The sequence below is a fragment of the Terrabacter sp. RAF57 genome, from assembly GCF_052113925.1.
In the GTDB taxonomy this organism is placed as follows: Bacteria; Actinomycetota; Actinomycetes; order Actinomycetales; family Dermatophilaceae; genus Terrabacter.
Map to the genome: position 1 here is coordinate 145345 of NZ_JBFRDT010000004.1, position 17100 is coordinate 162444.

General features: G+C 71.9%; 13 protein-coding genes. 8 read left to right on the forward strand and 5 right to left on the reverse strand.

Translation table 11 applies throughout. The features are described from left to right. Nucleotides 1-40: 40 nt before the first annotated feature. From AB4Y83_RS07845 to AB4Y83_RS07855, 3 genes are all read right to left on the reverse strand, one after another. Entirely contained in the window at nt 41-3382 is a 3342-nt protein-coding gene (locus AB4Y83_RS07845; RefSeq protein WP_442296493.1) for an Rne/Rng family ribonuclease, read from the reverse strand. Nucleotides 3383-3591: 209 nt separating this feature from the next. Continuing rightward, nucleotides 3592-4365: a TIGR03936 family radical SAM-associated protein gene (locus tag AB4Y83_RS07850; protein WP_442275548.1), complete on the reverse strand. Its 774-nt coding sequence runs from the start codon at nt 4363-4365 to the stop codon at nt 3592-3594. A gap of 57 nt (nt 4366-4422) precedes the next feature. Further along, nucleotides 4423-5196, reverse strand: coding sequence for a lysophospholipid acyltransferase family protein (locus AB4Y83_RS07855; protein ID WP_442275549.1), 774 nt, complete (start codon nt 5194-5196; stop codon nt 4423-4425). 253 nt (nt 5197-5449) lie between these two features. On the opposite strand from AB4Y83_RS07855, the gene valS reads away from it, so the two are divergent. From valS to AB4Y83_RS07895, 8 genes are all read left to right on the forward strand, one after another. Then, a complete protein-coding gene (gene valS / locus AB4Y83_RS07860) occupies nt 5450-8116 on the forward strand; it encodes a valine--tRNA ligase (RefSeq protein WP_442296494.1) in 2667 nt (888 codons plus the stop codon). A gap of 105 nt (nt 8117-8221) precedes the next feature. Next, nucleotides 8222-8956 carry a DUF4129 domain-containing protein gene (locus AB4Y83_RS07865; protein ID WP_442275551.1) on the forward strand — a complete coding sequence of 245 codons (735 nt, stop codon included), beginning with the start codon at nt 8222-8224 and terminating at the stop codon, nt 8954-8956. Next, complete coding sequence (locus AB4Y83_RS07870) at nt 8953-9597, forward strand: hypothetical protein (protein ID WP_442296495.1); 645 nt, start codon at nt 8953-8955, stop codon at nt 9595-9597. Before AB4Y83_RS07865 ends, AB4Y83_RS07870 begins: the two co-directional genes overlap by 4 nt. A 3-nt stretch (nt 9598-9600) precedes the next feature. Then, complete coding sequence (locus AB4Y83_RS07875; protein WP_442296496.1) at nt 9601-10617, forward strand: AAA family ATPase; 1017 nt, start codon at nt 9601-9603, stop codon at nt 10615-10617. Nucleotides 10618-10623: 6 nt separating this feature from the next. Further along, nucleotides 10624-11937 (forward strand): DUF58 domain-containing protein, encoded by a 1314-nt coding sequence (locus tag AB4Y83_RS07880; RefSeq protein ID WP_442296497.1) that lies wholly within the window; start codon nt 10624-10626, stop codon nt 11935-11937. A gap of 2 nt (nt 11938-11939) precedes the next feature. After that, the gene (locus AB4Y83_RS07885) at nt 11940-12560 is read left to right on the forward strand and encodes a hypothetical protein (RefSeq protein ID WP_442296498.1); all 621 of its coding nucleotides are present in this window, start codon (nt 11940-11942) and stop codon (nt 12558-12560) included. 141 nt (nt 12561-12701) lie between these two features. Continuing rightward, the gene (locus tag AB4Y83_RS07890) at nt 12702-13340 is read left to right on the forward strand and encodes a TetR/AcrR family transcriptional regulator (protein ID WP_235508768.1); all 639 of its coding nucleotides are present in this window, start codon (nt 12702-12704) and stop codon (nt 13338-13340) included. A 57-nt stretch (nt 13341-13397) separates the two neighbouring features. After that, entirely contained in the window at nt 13398-14945 is a 1548-nt protein-coding gene (locus tag AB4Y83_RS07895; protein ID WP_442296499.1) for a DHA2 family efflux MFS transporter permease subunit, read from the forward strand. Nucleotides 14946-15021: 76 nt separating this feature from the next. Here the strand turns inward: AB4Y83_RS07895 and AB4Y83_RS07900 are convergent, their stop codons facing one another. Both AB4Y83_RS07900 and clpX read right to left on the reverse strand, forming a co-directional pair. Continuing rightward, nucleotides 15022-15660: a hypothetical protein gene (locus AB4Y83_RS07900; protein WP_442296500.1), complete on the reverse strand. Its 639-nt coding sequence runs from the start codon at nt 15658-15660 to the stop codon at nt 15022-15024. Between the two features lie 46 nt (nt 15661-15706). After that, a complete protein-coding gene (gene clpX, locus AB4Y83_RS07905; RefSeq protein ID WP_020144518.1) occupies nt 15707-16984 on the reverse strand; it encodes an ATP-dependent Clp protease ATP-binding subunit ClpX in 1278 nt (425 codons plus the stop codon). Between the last annotated feature and the right edge of the window lie 116 nt (nt 16985-17100).

Genomic DNA, 17100 nt, shown 5'->3' on the forward strand with positions numbered 1-17100 from the left:
AAAAGATTACCGGCTGGAAGGTCYGACCTCCAAACCGAGGTCAGGCCCCGCCGGTGCTGCCCGACTCGCCGCCCGCGTCGCCGCTGGCACGAGGCGGGCCGGCCGGGGCGACGACCCGGCCGCGACGACGCCGACCCCGGGCTGCGGGCTGCACCTCGACGACCGCCTCGACCGGAGCAGGGCCGCTGGTCTCGGCGCTGACCTCGGGCGAAGCGGGCGCCACCTCGGCGGCTGCTGCGTGACCCGCACCTCGGCCGCTACCGGTCTCGTCCAAGACGTCGGACTCCAGCTCGACGTGGGCGCCTCCCTGGGTCGCCTGCTCGTCGGCGGCGTCGGCGTCGTGCGCGTCGTCTCCCGACCACGGGCCGTCGTCCTGGGGGAAGGCCTTCCCGTCGTGGACCTCGGTGCTCATCTCGGCGCTCATCTCGGCGACGGCCTCAGCTGCCGCCTCCCCCGCGGGCTGGCCGGAGGCGCTCTTGAGCGCGGCCGCGTGGGCCGCTGCCGCGATCTGGGCGGCCGTGGGGCCGTTGCCCTTGGACTCCGCCTGCGGTGCCTGCTGGGACTGCTGGCTCGCCTGCTGCCCCCCGTTGCCCTGGGTGCCGCCCTGGCCCGAGGCCTGGCCGGCGCCCTGGGCCCGGCCACGACGACGACTGGTGCCGCCACCTCCGCCGTTGTCGCCCTGGCTCTGCTCGTGCGCGTGAGCGCCCTTGTCGACGGGGTCGGTGTGGATGATGAAGCCACGGCCGTTGCAGTGGTCGCACGTCTCGGAGAAGACCTCGATGAGGCCCGACCCGACGCGCTTGCGGGTCATCTGGACGAGGCCGAGCGAGGTGACCTCGGCGACCTGGTGCTTGGTGCGGTCCCGACCGAGGCACTCGAGCAGGCGACGCACGACGAGGTCGCGGTTGCTCTCGAGGACCATGTCGATGAAGTCGATGACGATGATGCCGCCGATGTCGCGCAGCCGGAGCTGGCGCACGATCTCCTCGGCCGCCTCGATGTTGTTCTTGGTGACCGTCTCCTCGAGGTTGCCGCCCGAGCCGACGAACTTGCCGGTGTTGACGTCGACGACCGTCATCGCCTCGGTGCGGTCGATGACGAGGGAGCCGCCGCTCGGCAGCCAGACCTTGCGGTCCATCGCCTTGGAGAGCTGCTCGTCGACCCGGTGGTGCGTGAAGAGGTCCTCCTCGGCGGTCCACTTCGTGACGCGGTCGGCGAGGTCGGGCGCGACGGAGGAGATGTAGGGGTGGATCTCGTTCCACGCCTGGTCGCCGGCCACGACGAGCTGCTTGAAGTCCTCGTTGAAGACGTCGCGGATGACCCGGACCGTGAGGTCGGGCTCACCGTGCAGGAGCATCGGGGCCTGGCCGCCGGTGACCGACCCGGCCGCACCGTTCTTCTTCTTGCCCTTGCTCTTGCCGGCGCGGGGGGTGGACGCAGCCTCGGCCTTGGCCTGGATGTCCTCCCACGTGCGCGTCAGTCGCTCGACGTCGGCACGCAGCTCCTCCTCGCTGGCGCCCTCGGCCGCGGTGCGCACGATGACGCCGGCCGAGTCCGGCACGACGTCGCGCAGGATCTTCTTGAGGCGCGCCCGCTCGGTGTCCGGCAGCTTGCGGCTGATCCCGGTCATCGAGCTGTTGGGGACGTAGACGAGGTAGCGACCCGGCAGCGAGATCTGCGAGGTGAGGCGGGCGCCCTTGTGGCCGATCGGGTCCTTGGTGACCTGGACGAGCACCGTCTGGCCCGAGCCGAGGGCGTTCTCGATGCGCTTGGGCTGGTTGGCCTCGAGGCCGGCGGCGTCCCAGTTGACCTCACCGGCGTAGAGCACGGCGTTGCGGCCCTTGCCGATGTCGACGAAGGCGGCCTCCATCGAGGGCAGGACGTTCTGCACGCGGCCGAGGTAGATGTTGCCGGCCATCGAGACGTTCGTGGCCTGGTCGATGTAGTGCTCGACGAGGACGCCGTCCTCGAGCACGCCCATCTGGGTGCGCCCCTCCTTGTTGCGCACGACCATGACCCGGTCGACGGCCTCACGGCGGGCGAGGAACTCGGCCTCGGTGATGATCGTGCGGCGGCGCCCGGCCTCGCGTCCTTCGCGACGGCGCTGCTTCTTGGCCTCGAGACGGGTCGAGCCCTTGACGGCGACCGGCTCGTCGCTCTGGCTGCGCGGCTGGCGCACGCGGGTCGAGACGTTGGGGGTGTCGTCACCGGACTCCGGGGCGGAGCCGGCCCGGCGGCGGCGACGGCGAYGACGGCTCGAGCCGCCCTCGTCGTCGGAGTCGCCCTCGGAGTCGGAGTCGGCGTCGGACTCGGCGTCGTCCGCGCCCTCGGCGGACTCGCCGCGAGCGTCGGCCGAGCGTCGGGAGTCGCGGGAGTCGCGCTCGTCGGTCTCGGACTGCTGGTCCTGCGCCTCGTCGTCGTCGGTGGCGCGGCCCCGGCGCCCCTTGCCGCCGCGGCGGCGGCGCGAGCGACGCGGGCTGCTCTCCTCGTCGGTCTGCTCGTCGGTCTGCTCGTCGACGTCGGTCTGGTCCTCGTCGGCGACGGTGGGCTCGTCGTCCTCGACGTCGGAGGTCGGCTCCTCCGCCTCGGGTGGGGGCGTGCCACGGCGTCGACGCGTCGGCACGGCCTGGCTCGCGTCCGGGGCCTGGAAGRGCAYGCTGAAGCTGGGGACGACGGCTCCCTGGCGGTCGTCGTCGGCGTCAACGGYGGAGGCAGCGTCGTCGAGGTCCTCGGACTCGTCGAGGGCGTCGACGTCGATGAGGGCGGAGAGGTCGATCGCCGCGGGGTCGGCGGCCGTGTAGGTCGCCGCGCTCGCGTCTGCGGGGCTCTCCGTGGTCGCGTCGTCACCCGAGAGCGCGCCAGCGACGAGCTCCTCGACGGCCGCGTTGGCGCGGTCGGCCTTGGTGCGCGATCCACGCTTCGTGGCCCGGGCGGCTCGCGGTGCCCTCTCGGCCCTGGGGGCCTTCTCGGCCGGCGCGGGCTCGGTGGACACCTCGGAGACCTCGGAGACCTCGGCGACCGGGCTCGGCCCGTCGGTGTCGGGGGCCGGCTCGACCGGCGCGGCGACCGTCGCCTTCTTGCGCGTCGCGCGCTTGCGGGCCGGACGCTTGGTCTCGGGGGCGGTGGCCTCAGCCGGGGCGTCGCCGGTGGAGACTCCCTCGGGTGCTGCGGCGGCCGCGGGCTCGTCGGTGGAGGCCTCTGTGGCCGCGTCGGCCGGAGCTTCGGCCGGAGCCTCGGCGGAGGGCACGATCGTCGTGGCCTTCTTCGTGGTGCGACGCGTGGCGCGGCGACGCGGCGCCGGCGCGTCCGCGCTCTGCTCGTTGCCCTGCTCGGAGGGGAACAGCGTGGCTTCGTCGCCGGTGGTGGTGTCGTTGGGTGCCATCAGGCAGCCTCCCGTCAGGTGCGGTGTGACCCACACGCGGCCGGGGCCGTCGACACCGCACGAGTGCGGTTGCAGTCGTCGCGCCGCGTCTGCGACGGGACGGAAGTCGTCTCGCTACACCCGAAAACGGTTCGCGCTGGGCGCGGCCCCGTGATCGAATGCCGTCGGCGTCCTGGTCGGCAACCATTTCGTCGTCATGACCTGGCAGGTCATTCCAGCGGGTCGGTCACCCGCACGTTTGCGGTGTCGAGCGGTCCCTGCGCCAGTCGCGTCACCAGTGGGGGGCGCGGAGGCTGCAGGTCGGCGATCTCACGCAGCGCGGTCAGAATGTCGTCGGGGCGTACAGCCGGTGTGGTGTGCCGTACGACCATGCGCAGTATCGCACAGTCGGTCCCGACTTCGTGAGTCGTGACCGTGTCGCCGAGCGCGTCGCCCGGGCTCAGGACGCGTGCGGCCACGATCGAGCCACGCACGTCGAAGGTGCGCGGACCGGACTTCGTCAGCCGGGTCACCTCGGCCGAGTCGCGCTCCATGAGAGCCGCGACGGCCGCCTCGAGGACCTCGAGCGGCACCCCGGCGAACTCGAGGAGCCAGTCGCTCGCCTCGAGACGGTCGGCGAGCGCCCCGGGGGTGGCCTCGACGACCTGGAGGATGTCGATCCCCTCGGGCAGGGCCTCGTCGAGCGCGGCGCGGACCGACTCGGGCTCGACGCGCTGGGTCACCGAGATCTCGAAGTACTCCGCCTCGCTGCCGGTGCCCGTGGCCGCGGCGTTGGCGTAGCTGATCTTCGGGTGCGGGTGGAAGCCGGCCGAGAACGCCATCGGCACGTCCGCCCGGCGCAGCGCGCGCTCGAGCGCGCGCTGGAAGTCGCGGCTCGAGGTGAACCGCAGTCGCCCCCGCTTCGTGTAGCGGATCCGGAGCTTCTGGACCGCGGGGTCCGGAGCCGGACCCTCGGGGACGCGCTGACGTGCCTGACGAGCCATGCCCGGAAGGCTACCGGCGTCGGCTCGTCGCCCCGAACGTCCTCACCCAGGACCGGGTCACCCGGGCGGGAACCCCCGCTGCTCGTCGGCGCGTCGCTGCCGCTCCAGCGTGTCGGCCTCGTCGAGGCGGGTCGCCTCGGCGAGCGTCGGGGCGGTGCCGCCCATGCTCGCGGGGAGGAACTTGAGGTCCGGGCCGGTCAGGGGCTCGTAGGCCGCCCGGGCGACCGCGAGCAGGTCGGCCATGACGGCCTTGTACTGCTCGGTGACGGCCACGGGGTCGGCGTCGGGCGCGACGGCGATCGGCTCCCCGACGTTGATGAGGATCGGGACGTTGGTGCGGCCGAGCCGCTTCGGGTGGCCCTTGGTCCAGACCCGCTGCGAGCCCCAGATCACAACGGGCAGGATCGGGACACCGGCCTCGACCGCCATCCGGGCCGCACCGGTCTTGAACTCCTTGAGCTCGAACGAGCGCGAGATCGTCGCCTCCGGGAAGACGCCGACGATCTCTCCGGCGCGGAGCGCGTCGACGGCGCTGGCGTACGACGCCGCTCCCGCGGTCCGGTCGACCGGGATGTGCTTCATGCCGCGCATCAGCGGACCGCTGACGGCGTGCGAGAAGACACCGTCCTTGGCCATGAACCGCACGAGGCGGTCGGACTTCTGGGCGGCGAGCCCGGCGTAGGCGAAGTCCATGTAGCCGGTGTGGTTGATCGTCATCACCGCGCCCCCGGTGCGCGGGACGTTGTCGTCGCCGAGGACGGTGAACTTCAGCCCCTGCATCGCGAACACCCCGCGGGCGAAACCGATGACGGACGAGTAGACGGGCTCCATGGGGACACTCTGCCCTGCGCCGCTCCGCTTCGGCACGCCGATGGGCCGATCGCCCCTGCCGACGAACACGGGATGACCGTGATAGCGAGCGCGGCCGTGACGCACGCCACGCCCGTCGCGGCTCTTGACGTGCCGACCCGCTGGGGTGGCGCGCGGACAGAGCCGGACGGCATACGCGCGTGGTCCGACCGTGCCGGTCGGTCGGGGGAAAGCCGGTCGAGGGCACCCCGGCGCGCATGGAAGGATTGGGCGCATGACTGACACACCTGCACCCACGACCTCGCGGATCCCCGAGCGACCCACGCTCGACGGGCTCGAGGAGAAGTGGATGCAGGTATGGGCCGATGAGGGCACCTACGCCTTCGACCGCGAGAAGGCCCTGTCGCTCCCCCGCGACCAGGTCTTCGCCATCGACACCCCGCCGCCGACGGCGAGCGGCAGCCTGCACGTCGGCCACGTCTTCAGCTACACCCACACCGACTGCATGGCCCGCTACAAGCGGATGCAGGGCCTCGAGGTCTTCTACCCCATCGGCTGGGACGACAACGGCCTGCCGACCGAGCGCCGGGTGCAGAACTACTACGGCGTGCGCGGCGACGCGAGCCTGCCCTACGAGGAGGGCTTCACGCCGCCCTTCGAGGAGGGCGTCGACGCCAAGGGCAAGGCCATCAAGGCCGCCGACCAGCGCCCGATCAGCCGCAAGAACTTCATCGAGCTGTGTGACGTCCTCACCGTCAAGGACGAGGTGACCTTCGAGTCGCTCTTCCGTCGCCTCGGCTTCAGCCTCGACTGGGACATCTCCTACCGCACCATCGACGAGCGCTCGCGCGCCGTGGCGCAGCAGGCCTTCCTGCACAACCTCGAGCGCGGCGAGGCCTACCAGAGCGAGGCCCCGGGCCTCTGGGACGTGACGTTCCAGACCGCCGTGGCGCAGGCCGAGCTCGAGGCGCGCGACTACCCCGGCGCGTACCACCGGGTCGCCTTCCACCGGGACGGCGGCGAGCCGGTCTTCATCGAGACGACCCGACCCGAGCTCATCCCGTCGGTCGTGGCACTCATCGCGCACCCCGACGACGAGCGCTACCAGTCGCTCTTCGGCACGACGGTCACCTCGCCGCTCTTCGGCGTCGAGGTGCCGGTGGTCGCGCACCGCGCCGCCGAGATGGACAAGGGCGCCGGCATCGCCATGTGCTGCACCTTCGGCGACCTCACCGACGTCATGTGGTGGCGCGAGCTGCAGCTGCCGATCCGGTCGCTCATCACCCGCAACGGCCGCCTCCAGGCCGAGACGCCCGAGTGGCTCGCCGGCGGCCCGGGCGAGTCCCTCTACGCCGAGTCGCTCGCGACGAAGACGACGTTCAGCGCGCGCGAGGCCGTCGTGGCCGCGCTGCGCGAGTCCGGCGACCTCGACGGCGAGCCGCAGAAGACCCAGCGCAAGGCGAACTTCTACGAGAAGGGCGACAAGCCGCTCGAGATCGTCACCTCGCGCCAGTGGTACATCCGCAACGGGGGCCGCGAGGAGGCGCTGCGCTCCAAGCTCGTCGGCATGGGTGACGAGGTCGACTTCCACCCCGCCTTCATGCGCTCGCGCTACAAGAACTGGGTCGAGGGCCTCAACGGCGACTGGCTCATCTCGCGCCAGCGCTTCTTCGGCGTGCCGTTCCCGGTCTGGTACCCCGTCGACCCCGCGGGTGAGGTCGACCACGACCACCCGCTGACCCCGCCCGCCTCCGCGCTTCCCGTCGACCCCCAGATCGACGTGCCCGAAGGCTACGAGGAGTCCCAGCGCGGCCAGGCCGGTGGCTTCGTCGCCGACCCCGACATCATGGACACGTGGGCCACGTCGTCGCTGACGCCGCAGATCGCCGCCGGCTGGCCCGTCCGCGAGGGCGCCGCCGACGGCGACCGGCTCGGGTCGGACGAGGCGCTCTTCGCGAGCATCTTCCCCTACGACCTGCGTCCCCAGGGGCACGACATCATCCGCACCTGGCTCTTCGCCACGGTGACGCGCTCGTACTTCGAGCACGGCGTGGCGCCGTGGAAGCACGCCGCGATCAGCGGCTGGATCCTCGACCCCGACCGCAAGAAGATGAGCAAGTCCAAGGGCAACGCCGAGACGCCCGAAGACGTCGTCAAGGCCAACGGCGCCGACGCGGTGCGCTACTGGGCGGCCTCCGGTCGCCTCGGCACCGACGCCGCCTACGACACCGGCCAGATGAAGGTCGGGCGCCGGCTCGCCATCAAGGTGCTCAACGCGAGCAAGTTCGCCCTCGGCTTCGGTGACGTCGACGGCGACCTTCGTGCCGCCGTCACCCACCCCCTCGACCTGTCGATGCTCGCGGCCCTCGCCGACGTCGTCGACAAGGCGACCCAGGGGTTCGAGGGCTGGGACTACACCCGCTCGCTCGAGGCCACGGAGACCTTCTTCTGGACGTTCTGCGACGACTACCTCGAGCTCGTCAAGGACCGCGCCTACGGCGGTCAGGGCGACGAGGCCGCTGCGAGCGCCCGTGCCGCGCTGCGCCTCGCCCTCGAGACGCTGCTGCGCCTGCTCGCACCGTTCCTGCCCTACGCCACGGCCGAGGTCTGGTCGTGGTTCGGCGAGGGCTCCGTGCACCGCCAGTCCTGGCCGACCCGTGGCGAGCTGCCCTCCGGTGGCGAGCCCGCGCTCCTCGCGTCGGTGGGGTCGGCGCTGGCGGGCGTGCGCAAGGTCAAGTCGGAGGCCAAGGTCGGCATGCGTGCCGAGGTGCGCACCATGACCCTCGTCGCGCCCGCCGCGTCGGTCGCCCACGTGCGGGCGGCCGAGTCCGACCTGCGGGCCAGCGGCCGCATCAGCGAGCTGGCGTATGCCGAGGGCGAGGTCGTCGAGGTGCGTGACGCCGAGCTCGTCCCCGTCGAGAAGCCGCCCGCCCAGGGCTGACCCACCGAGCGACCCGTCGGTCGTGTGCCGTCCGGACCTATCGGGACGGCAACGATCGGCCGGCTCGGGGACCGTCGACGAGCCCGCTGGCATAGGGTCACTCGCATGTCGAGGCCGGGGGCTCAGGTCACCATCGTGGGTGGCGCCGTCGTCATGGCCGCTCTGGTCGTGGCCGCGTTGGGCCAACCCGTGCCGTTGCTGTCCCGGCCGCTCGACGCGCAGACGTTCACGCCGCTGCCGACCCTGACGTCCCTGCCTCCCTCCGCGACGCCGTCCCAGCCCACGTCGACGTCGACGTCGACGCCCTTCGACCCGTCTCCCGTGCTCGTCACCCTCGTCCAGATCGTGCTCGTGCTGGCAGCCCTCGTGGTGCTCGTCGTCCTCGCGCAGCTGGTCCGGTCGCTGCTGCGCCGGCGCCCGCACCTCGAGCTGCACGAGGAGCCCGACTTCGCGATCCCGCTCGTGCCGACCGAGCTCCTCGAGGAGGCGCGGGACCGGCTGCGGGACCTGGAGAGCGGCGAGCCCCGCAACGCCATCGTCGCGGCCTGGCTCGGACTCGAGACCTCCGCCGCCGCGACCGGACTGCCGCGACTGGCCGCCGAGACGTCGACGGAGTACACCGAGCGCGTCATCGGCGTGTGGCCGGTCGACTCCGCCCGGCTGGGCGACCTCGCCGCCCTCTACCGCGAGGCGCGCTTCTCGGTCCACGACCTCGGCGAGAGCCACCGTGACCGGGCGATCGCCGACCTCCGGGTCCTCATCGCCGACCTCGAGCAGGTGGCTTCGCGGCAGGCTGCCGAGCGTGGCGCGTCGGCGGCCGCGCAGGAGGAGTCGTCGTGAGCAGCCAGCCGGACGGCATACCTCCTCGGACCCGGCGGGAGGCGCGCGAGGCGCGCGACCAGGCAGCGGCGTCGGCCGGACGGCCACTCCCCCGCGGCGCGGTCCGCCGGGCGCCCTCGCGGACCCGGGAGATCGCCCTGGCGCTGCGCCCGTGGCGTCGTCGACTCGTCGGCCTGTTCCTGACGTGGGTGGTCCTGGCGGCACTCACGGCGGGGCTCGGTCTCGCACCGGACGTGCCGGTGCTCCTCGTGATCCTGCTCGCCGCCGCGCTGCTCGTCTGGCACCTCATCGACCACACCGCGCCGCAGCACCTGACGGTCTGGCCCCTCGTCGACGGCGACCTCGGCGGGCACTCGCGCGGCAACGACTTCCGCGTCACCAACCTCGCGGGACGGCTCGAGGCGGCCAACACCCGCCGCGAGGGGCGCGAGAGCGTCGTGCACGACCTGCACCTGCAGCTGCAGGTGCTCATCCGCGAACGGCTCTACGCCCGGCACGGCATCGTCGCCGAGGAGGAGCCGAAGTGGGCTCAGGGCGTGACGCCACCCGAGCTGTGGGACCTGCTCGTCGGCCTGCCCCCACCCGACCTGTACCGTCCCCAGCGCCTCGACCCCATCCTCCGACGAATCGAGCAGTGGTAGCGCATGACCGAGATGAACCTGGCCCGGGTCAGTGAGCTGAGCGGTGCCGTCCTCGACGAGGTCGACCGGGCCGTCGTCGGCAAGCGCGAGTCGCTGCGGCTCGTCCTGTCCGGCATCCTCGCCGGCGGCCACGTCCTCATGGAGGACTTCCCCGGCCTCGGCAAGACGCTGGCGGCACGCAGCTTCGCCCAGACCCTGGGGCTCGACTTCAAGCGGGCCCAGTTCACGCCCGACCTGCTGCCCGGAGACATCACCGGCTCGTTCATCTACGACCAGCGGTCGGGCGAGTTCGAGTTCCGCGCGGGGCCCCTCTTCGCCGGACTCCTCCTCGCCGACGAGATCAACCGGACGCCGCCGAAGACCCAGGCGGCGCTCCTCGAGGCGATGCAGGAGAAGCAGGTGACGGTCGAGGGCCGCACCTTCCAGCTGCCCCTCCCCTTCCACGTCCTCGCGACCGCGAATCCCGTTGAGTACGAAGGGACCTACCCGCTCCCGGAGGCGCAGCTCGACCGCTTCCTCATGCGCATCTCGTTCGGCTACCCGACCCTCGACGAGGAGTGGGAGATCCTCTCGAACCGGATGGCCCGCCAGCGCGAGGAGCAGGAGCTGCGCCGCATCGTCGACGCGGAGCAGCTGCTCGCCATGCAGGCGGCCATCGAGGCGACGGCCGTCGACGAGTCGGTCGGGCGCTACTGCGTCGCACTGACCGCAGCCAGCCGCACCCACGCCGACGTCCTCATGGGCGCCTCTCCCCGTGGCGCGCTCGGCCTGCTCCTGTGCGCCCGGGCGTATGCCGTCGTCGACGGTCGCGACTACGTGACTCCCGAGGACGTCAAGGCCGTGGCCGTGCCGGTCCTCGCGCACCGCATCACCGTCAAGCCCGAGCTGTGGATGAGCAACGCCTCGGGGCGCAGCATCGTCGAGAGCCTCCTTCGGACGGTCGCGACCCCGTCGGCCCGGGAGCACCTGGCGCCGGGACCGGTCGCCGACTCGTCAGCCGGCCCGGCGGCTGGCGGCTGAGAGCCCGTGCAGCCCTGGCACCCCCACCGGACCGCCACGCGCCGACTCGGCGGGTGGGAGCCGACCGCTGCCCACCAGCGGGCGATCCTCCTCGCCGCCGGGGGCGCGATCGTCGCCGTCGTCGGTCGCCGGGCCGACCTGCTCGTCATCGTGGCGCCGCTCGTCGTCGCTGCGCTGTGGGGCCACCTCGCGCGGCCACGCACGGAGGTGACCGCGACGGCGCGACTCGGCGACTCGACGCTGCGCGAGGGGTCGGCGACCGGGGTCTACGTGACCACCGAGCCGGCCCTGCACGACGTCCACGGCGTCGTCACCCTGGCCCAGGCCCCGTGGGTCGAGCGCAAGCCGTCGAGCGGGATCGCCGAGCTCGAGGACGGGGCCGCGACGCTCGGGCTGCGCTCCACGCGATGGGGACGACGTCGCGTCGGCACCGTCAGCGTCGCGCTCGTCAGCACGTGGGGAGCCTTCCGTGCCGGTCCCGTCGACCTGCCCGACCTCGACTCGGCCACCCTCCCMGTGCCGGCCTCCTTCGAMGCGAGCGCCCCCACACCCCACCCCCGCGGCATCGTCGGGCTGAACCGGTCGAACCGGCCCGGGTCCGGCTCGGAGTTCAACACGATCCGCCGCTTCCACCCGGGTGACCGGCTGCGGCGGATCCACTGGCCCGTCTCGATGCGGACGGGCGCCCTGCACGTCACGTCGACGTTCACCGACGAGGACGCCCACGTCTTCCTGCTCGTCGACTGCTTCAGCGACGTCGGCCCTCGCGAGGGCATCGACGGACGCCCGACGAGCCTCGACGTCACGGTGCGGGCCGCCGGCGCGATCAGCGAGCACTTCCTCCGGAGCAACGACCGGCTGACCCTGCGCACCGTCGGCGCGGCCGAGGTCCCGACCCTCGGCGTCGGCTCCGGCACGAACCACCTCCGGCGCGTGCTCGACACGCTCGCCGCGATCTCGCCGGCCACCGAGCGACGCGACACCGGCGAGCACGCGATCCGCGGCGTCGACCCCAACGCCCTGTGCCTCGTCCTTTCACCGCTCATCGACCCGACGATGGTGACGCTGGCCCACACGCTGGCGGCGCGCGGCATGACCGTCGTCGTCGTCGACACGTTCCCCGACCACCTCGTCGCCGACCCGTCGAGCGTCTACCAGGCGTTGGCCTGGCGGATCCGGCTGCTGTCGCGCGACGCCGAGGTGCACAACCTCCGGCTGCGCGGTGTCCCGGTCGTGCCCTGGCGGGGCGCCGGCTCCCTCGACCAGGTCCTCCGCGACATCGCGCGCCGGGCGTCGGCACCACGGATGGCGAGGCGGTGACCGTGCGGGCACCTGCCGAGGACCCGCTGCCCCGGGAGCCGCTGCGGTCGACGCGTACGCCGTCGGTGGCCCGCACGGTCCGGCTGCGCCGGACCGTGCGGTTCGGCGCCGGACCCGAGTGGTCGCTGAGCCAGCTCGGCGCGACCGGCGCGGCGATGGGCGGTGTCGCCGTCTACCTCGCGAGCCTCTCCCTCGCGGTCGGCGGGTTCGACTCCCTCTGGTGGGCGCTCGTGCTGCTGCCGCTGGTCACGATGGCCTGGGCCGGCTCGGCGGCTCCTGCCGCCTACTGGACCCTGCTGCTCTACGGGTGGTTCACGCTGACGCCGGCGGGGAGCTTCTCGTGGTGGTCGCTGCCGGCCGCCGCCGGCTGCGTCGTCGGCCATGCGGCGACCGCGCTCTCCGCGTCGTCACCACCGGCGGGGTCGTTCACCGCCGCCACCACCCGTCGCTGGGTACGCCACACGGCCCTCGCCTTCGCGGCGGCCGTGCCCGTCGCGATCCTCGCGGGGCTGCTCGCCGGACGTTCGCCGGGACTCGTCCCGGCGGCATACGTCATCGGGCTCGGCGGGGTGGCCGCCGGCCTGTGGTTCGTGCGCACGAGCCCGCCCGTCGAGCGGGTCTGAGCCGTTCCGTCCGTCGGGGCGGGACGTCCGCCAGGTCGACGCACCCAAGGCTCGACACGTGGTTTGCCAACAGGCCCGTCTCGATCTACTGTTTGATGAAACGAAACAGTTTCGTTTCATCGGTTTGGGGCCGGGGTGAGCATGAGCACGACCAGCGCGAGCACGACGGACGCCGCACACGCGAGCCGTCCGCGTGTCGCCGGTGACCGTGAGGTCGAGATCCTCGAGGCAGCGATCGACGTCCTGCGGGAGAGCGGCTACGACCGGCTCACCTTCGACGCCGTCGCCACGGCCGCACGAGCGTCCAAGGCGACGCTCTACCGACGCTGGCCGCACAAGCGCGACCTCGTCATCGACGCCGTCGGGCTCTTCATCGACTGCCCTGCCGAACAGGACCCCCACACCGGGAGCCTGCGCGGCGACCTGCTCGCCCAGGCCTGCGCCGACGGGGGCCTCGACGACGAGGTCGTCATCGGCACGTGGGGGGCGCTGCTCCCCGTCATCCACCGCGAGCCAGAGCTGGCACGCGGCATCCACGAGCGGTTCCTGGCCCCGAAGATCGAGGCCACCCGCACCATCTTCGAGCACGCCCGAGAGCGTGGTGAGGTCGGCGCCGACGCCGACCTCGACACCCTGCTGATGATCCTCCCGTCCCTGTCGATCCACGAGGCACTGCTCTCCGGACGTCGACCCGGGCCGGACCGCATCGCCGAGTTCGTGGACAGCGTCGTCCTCCCGGCCTGCGCCGCCACCCTCGCACCCGCGCCCAGCACTCGCTGAGCAGGACCGCGACGGGGGGCGACCCCACCATTCCTGCATGTCTTCGAGAGGACACCCATGTCTGCCACCACGGTCGAAGAGGTGGACGAGCCCCAGGGCGAGTTCACCTCCCACGACGCACCGCCGAAGCGCCTCGGCCTGGCGCTCCTGGTCATCTGCGCCGCCCAGCTCATGATCGTGCTCGACGGCACCATCGTGAACATCGCCCTCCCCCACATCGAGACCGACCTCGGCTTCAGCCAGGCGAACCTCCAGTGGGTCATCACCATCTACACCCTCGCCTTCGGTGGCGTGCTGCTGCTCGGCGGTCGCCTCGGTGACCTCTACGGTCGGCGGCGGCTCTTCTTCTGGGGCATCGTGCTCTTCACGCTGGCCTCGCTCGTCGCCGGCGTGGCCCAGAACGAGGCGATGATGCTCGCCGCCCGGGCCGTCCAGGGTCTCGGTGGAGCCCTCGCCGCCCCCAACGCGCTCGCGCTCATCACGACGACCTTCCCGGCCGGCAGGGAGCGCAACCGCGCCATGGGCGTCTTCGCCGCCATGTCCGGCGCCGGCGCCGCCATCGGCCTCATCCTCGGCGGTGTGCTGACCGAGATCGACTGGCGCTGGAACTTCTTCATCAACCTGCCGATCGGCATCGTCGTCGCGATCCTCGCCCTGCGGATCCTCACCGAGTCCGAGGACGGCGGCGGCACGCTCGACATCCCCGGCGCCATCACCTCCATCGCGGGTCTCTCCTCGCTCGTCTACGGCCTGACCCACGCCGCGAGCACCTCGTGGGGTGACGCCACGACGGTCACCTACCTCGCCATCGGTGTCGTCCTGCTCGTCGCCTTCGTCGTCATCGAGACGCGGGTCAAGCACCCCCTCCTGCCGATGCGCATCCCCGGCGACCGGACGCGCGGCACGTCGTACTTCGTCATGCTCATCGTCGGCGCCGGCATGTTCGCGATGTTCTACTTCCTCGGCATCTACATCCAGACGATCCTCGGCTACTCGCCGCTCAAGACGGGCCTCGCGTTCCTGCCCTTCTCGGTCGGCATCGTCGTGGCCGCGCAGCTCGCGTCGTTCCTCATCGCCAAGGTCGACCCACGCTGGATCTCCGGTGCGGGCGCCGGCTTCGCGGCGCTCGGCATGTGGGGCTTCACCCACCTGACGCCGCAGAGCACGTATGCCGCCGACCTGCTGCCGTGGATCGTCGTCCTCGCCTTCGGCCTGGGTCTCATCTTCGTGCCCCTCACCCTGACGGCCGTCCACGGCGTCGCCCACGAGGACTCCTCGGTGGCCTCGGCCGTGCTCAACACGATGCAGCAGGTCGGCGGCACGCTCGGCCTCGCGACGCTGAGCACGATCTTCGTCAACAACATGGGCGACAAGGTCGCCGAGCTGACCGCGAAGCTGCCGCAGGGTGGCCCGGCTCCCTCCAAGGAGCAGCTGGCCGCGGCCCAGAAGATGATCGCCGACGAGGCGTTCACCTACGGCGCCAGCCGCGCCTACCTCGTCGCCGCGATCATGATCGCCGTCGCCGGCGTCGTCACGCTCGTCGCGCTGCACGTGCGACACGAGGAGCTCGCGACCGACGGCGCGGCCCCGGCCCACATGGGCTGACCTGCCTGACCCACCGCTGGCCATCGACGGGCCACCGAGAGGCCACCGTTCATGCGAACGGTGGCCTCTCGCCGTGTCAGGGGTGGGGATCGGCCCAGACGGCGCCCCAGGGCACGTCCCATCCGGCGATGGCGAGACGGCGCTCGACGAAGGCGTGCTCCGGGAGGTCGACGACGCGCCCGACCGACGGCTCGTAGACGTCGAGCTCCTGCTCCCCCGTCGGTGGCATGACGAGCACGACGTGCCGCGGCGCCCAGGCGTTGCCGACGTAGAGGAGCGCCGGACGGCCGGGACGCACCCGGGCGCGGAGGGCGGCATACGTGTGCTGGAGCCCGACGCGTCCCCGCTGGCGGAACCACGCGAGGTCGTAGTCGGCCTCGGGATCGGCGGCGCCGTACTCGAGCTCGTTCAGCGCGCCCCACGGGGGCGTGCCGAGCGCCCGCGGCCACGGCAGCTGCAGCCGGCCCCCCGCGCCGACCACGGCATTGGTGCGGGACGCGACGACCTGCTCGTAGGCGGCGAAGCGCTGGGCCTCGGTGCCGCCGTCCGGCACGTCCCCGTCACGCGCATCCTTGCGTATGCCGTCCCGGACCCACTGCGCGAACGCCGGGTTGGCGAGCATGCGGGCGACGGTCAACGAAGCCGACCCGCACGTCGTGCTCGTCTGCTGCACGGGCGCGTGGTCCCCGGCCACGAGCCGGAAGGGAGCGACCACGGGTCAGCCTCCGTTCACGCGGCCGCGGCGCGGGCGACCATGGGGGTCAGGCAGATTCCTTGCGCGGACGCTTGGCCCGCGGCTCGGCCTCGCGACGCACGATCGTCGGGTTGACGTTGTCGAGCACGACCTCGCGGGTCACGACGACCTTGGCGATCTCGTCGTCGCTCGGCACGTCGAACATCACCGGGAGGAGGACCTCCTCCATGATGGCGCGCAGTCCGCGAGCACCCGTGCCGCGCAGCAGCGCCTGGTCGGCCACCGAGGCGATGGCGTCGTCGGTGAACTCGAGGTCGACGCCGTCGATCTCGAACATCTTCTGGTACTGCTTGACGAGCGCGTTGCGCGGCACCGTGAGGATGTTGACGAGGGCCTGCTGGTCGAGGGGCGCCAGCGTCGTCAGGACGGGCAGGCGGCCGATGAACTCGGGGATGAGACCGAACTTCAGCAGGTCCTCGGGCATGACGTCCTGGAAGCTGTCGCCGAGGTCCTTGGGGTTGTGCAGCGGCTGGCCGAAGCCGAGGCCCTTGCGACCCGAGCGCGACTCGATGATCTTCTCGAGGCCGGCGAAGGCGCCGCCGACGATGAAGAGCACGTTGGTCGTGTCGATCTGGATGAACTCCTGGTGCGGGTGCTTGCGCCCGCCCTGCGGGGGCACCGACGCGGTCGTGCCCTCGAGGATCTTGAGCAGGGCCTGCTGGACGCCCTCGCCGGACACGTCACGCGTGATCGACGGGTTCTCGCTCTTCCGAGCGATCTTGTCGACCTCGTCGATGTAGATGATGCCCGTCTCGGCCTTCTTGACGTCGTAGTCGGCGGCCTGGATGAGCTTGAGGAGGATGTTCTCGACGTCCTCGCCGACGTAGCCCGCCTCGGTCAGCGCCGTCGCGTCGGCGATGGCGAACGGGACGTTGAGCATCTTGGCCAGCGTCTGCGCGAGGTACGTCTTGCCCGAGCCCGTGGGGCCGATGAGCAGGATGTTCGACTTCGCGATGTCGATGTGGTCGTCGTCGCGCTTGACGCCCTCACCGGCCTGGATGCGCTTGTAGTGGTTGTAGACGGCGACGGCGAGCGACTTCTTGGCGACGTCCTGGCCGATGACGTAGTTCTCGAGGAAGTCGAAGATCTCGCGCGGCTTCGGCAGGTGGTCGAGTCCCAGCTCGCTGCTCTCCGCGAGCTCCTCCTCGATGATCTCGTTGCAGAGGTCGATGCACTCGTCGCAGATGTAGACACCGGGACCGGCGATGAGCTTCTTGACCTGCTTCTGGCTCTTCCCGCAGAAAGAGCACTTGAGGAGGTCTCCGCCTTCTCCGATGCGTGCCACCGATTCGCTCCTGGTTCGTCGGCGCCGAACGCTGGGGTGCACCCGGCAGGCCCCAACCTAGGGGCCGACTCCTATTAGACGACGAGGTGGCCCCCTCCCGCTCGCGCAACGCCGCT

Bases quoted from the DNA above. Each gene is read 5' to 3' on its own strand.
- AB4Y83_RS07850 (WP_442275548.1), bottom strand. From the start codon at position 4,365: ATGGCTCGTCAGGCACGTCAGCGCGTCCCCGAGGGTCCGGCTCCGGAC.
- AB4Y83_RS07855 (WP_442275549.1), bottom strand. From the start codon at position 5,196: ATGGAGCCCGTCTACTCGTCCGTCATCGGTTTCGCCCGCGGGGTGTTC.
- valS (WP_442296494.1), top strand. From the start codon at position 5,450: ATGACTGACACACCTGCACCCACGACCTCGCGGATCCCCGAGCGACCC.
- AB4Y83_RS07865 (WP_442275551.1), top strand. From the start codon at position 8,222: ATGTCGAGGCCGGGGGCTCAGGTCACCATCGTGGGTGGCGCCGTCGTC.
- AB4Y83_RS07875 (WP_442296496.1), top strand. From the start codon at position 9,601: ATGACCGAGATGAACCTGGCCCGGGTCAGTGAGCTGAGCGGTGCCGTC.
- AB4Y83_RS07890 (WP_235508768.1), top strand. From the start codon at position 12,702: ATGAGCACGACCAGCGCGAGCACGACGGACGCCGCACACGCGAGCCGT.
- AB4Y83_RS07895 (WP_442296499.1), top strand. From the start codon at position 13,398: ATGTCTGCCACCACGGTCGAAGAGGTGGACGAGCCCCAGGGCGAGTTC.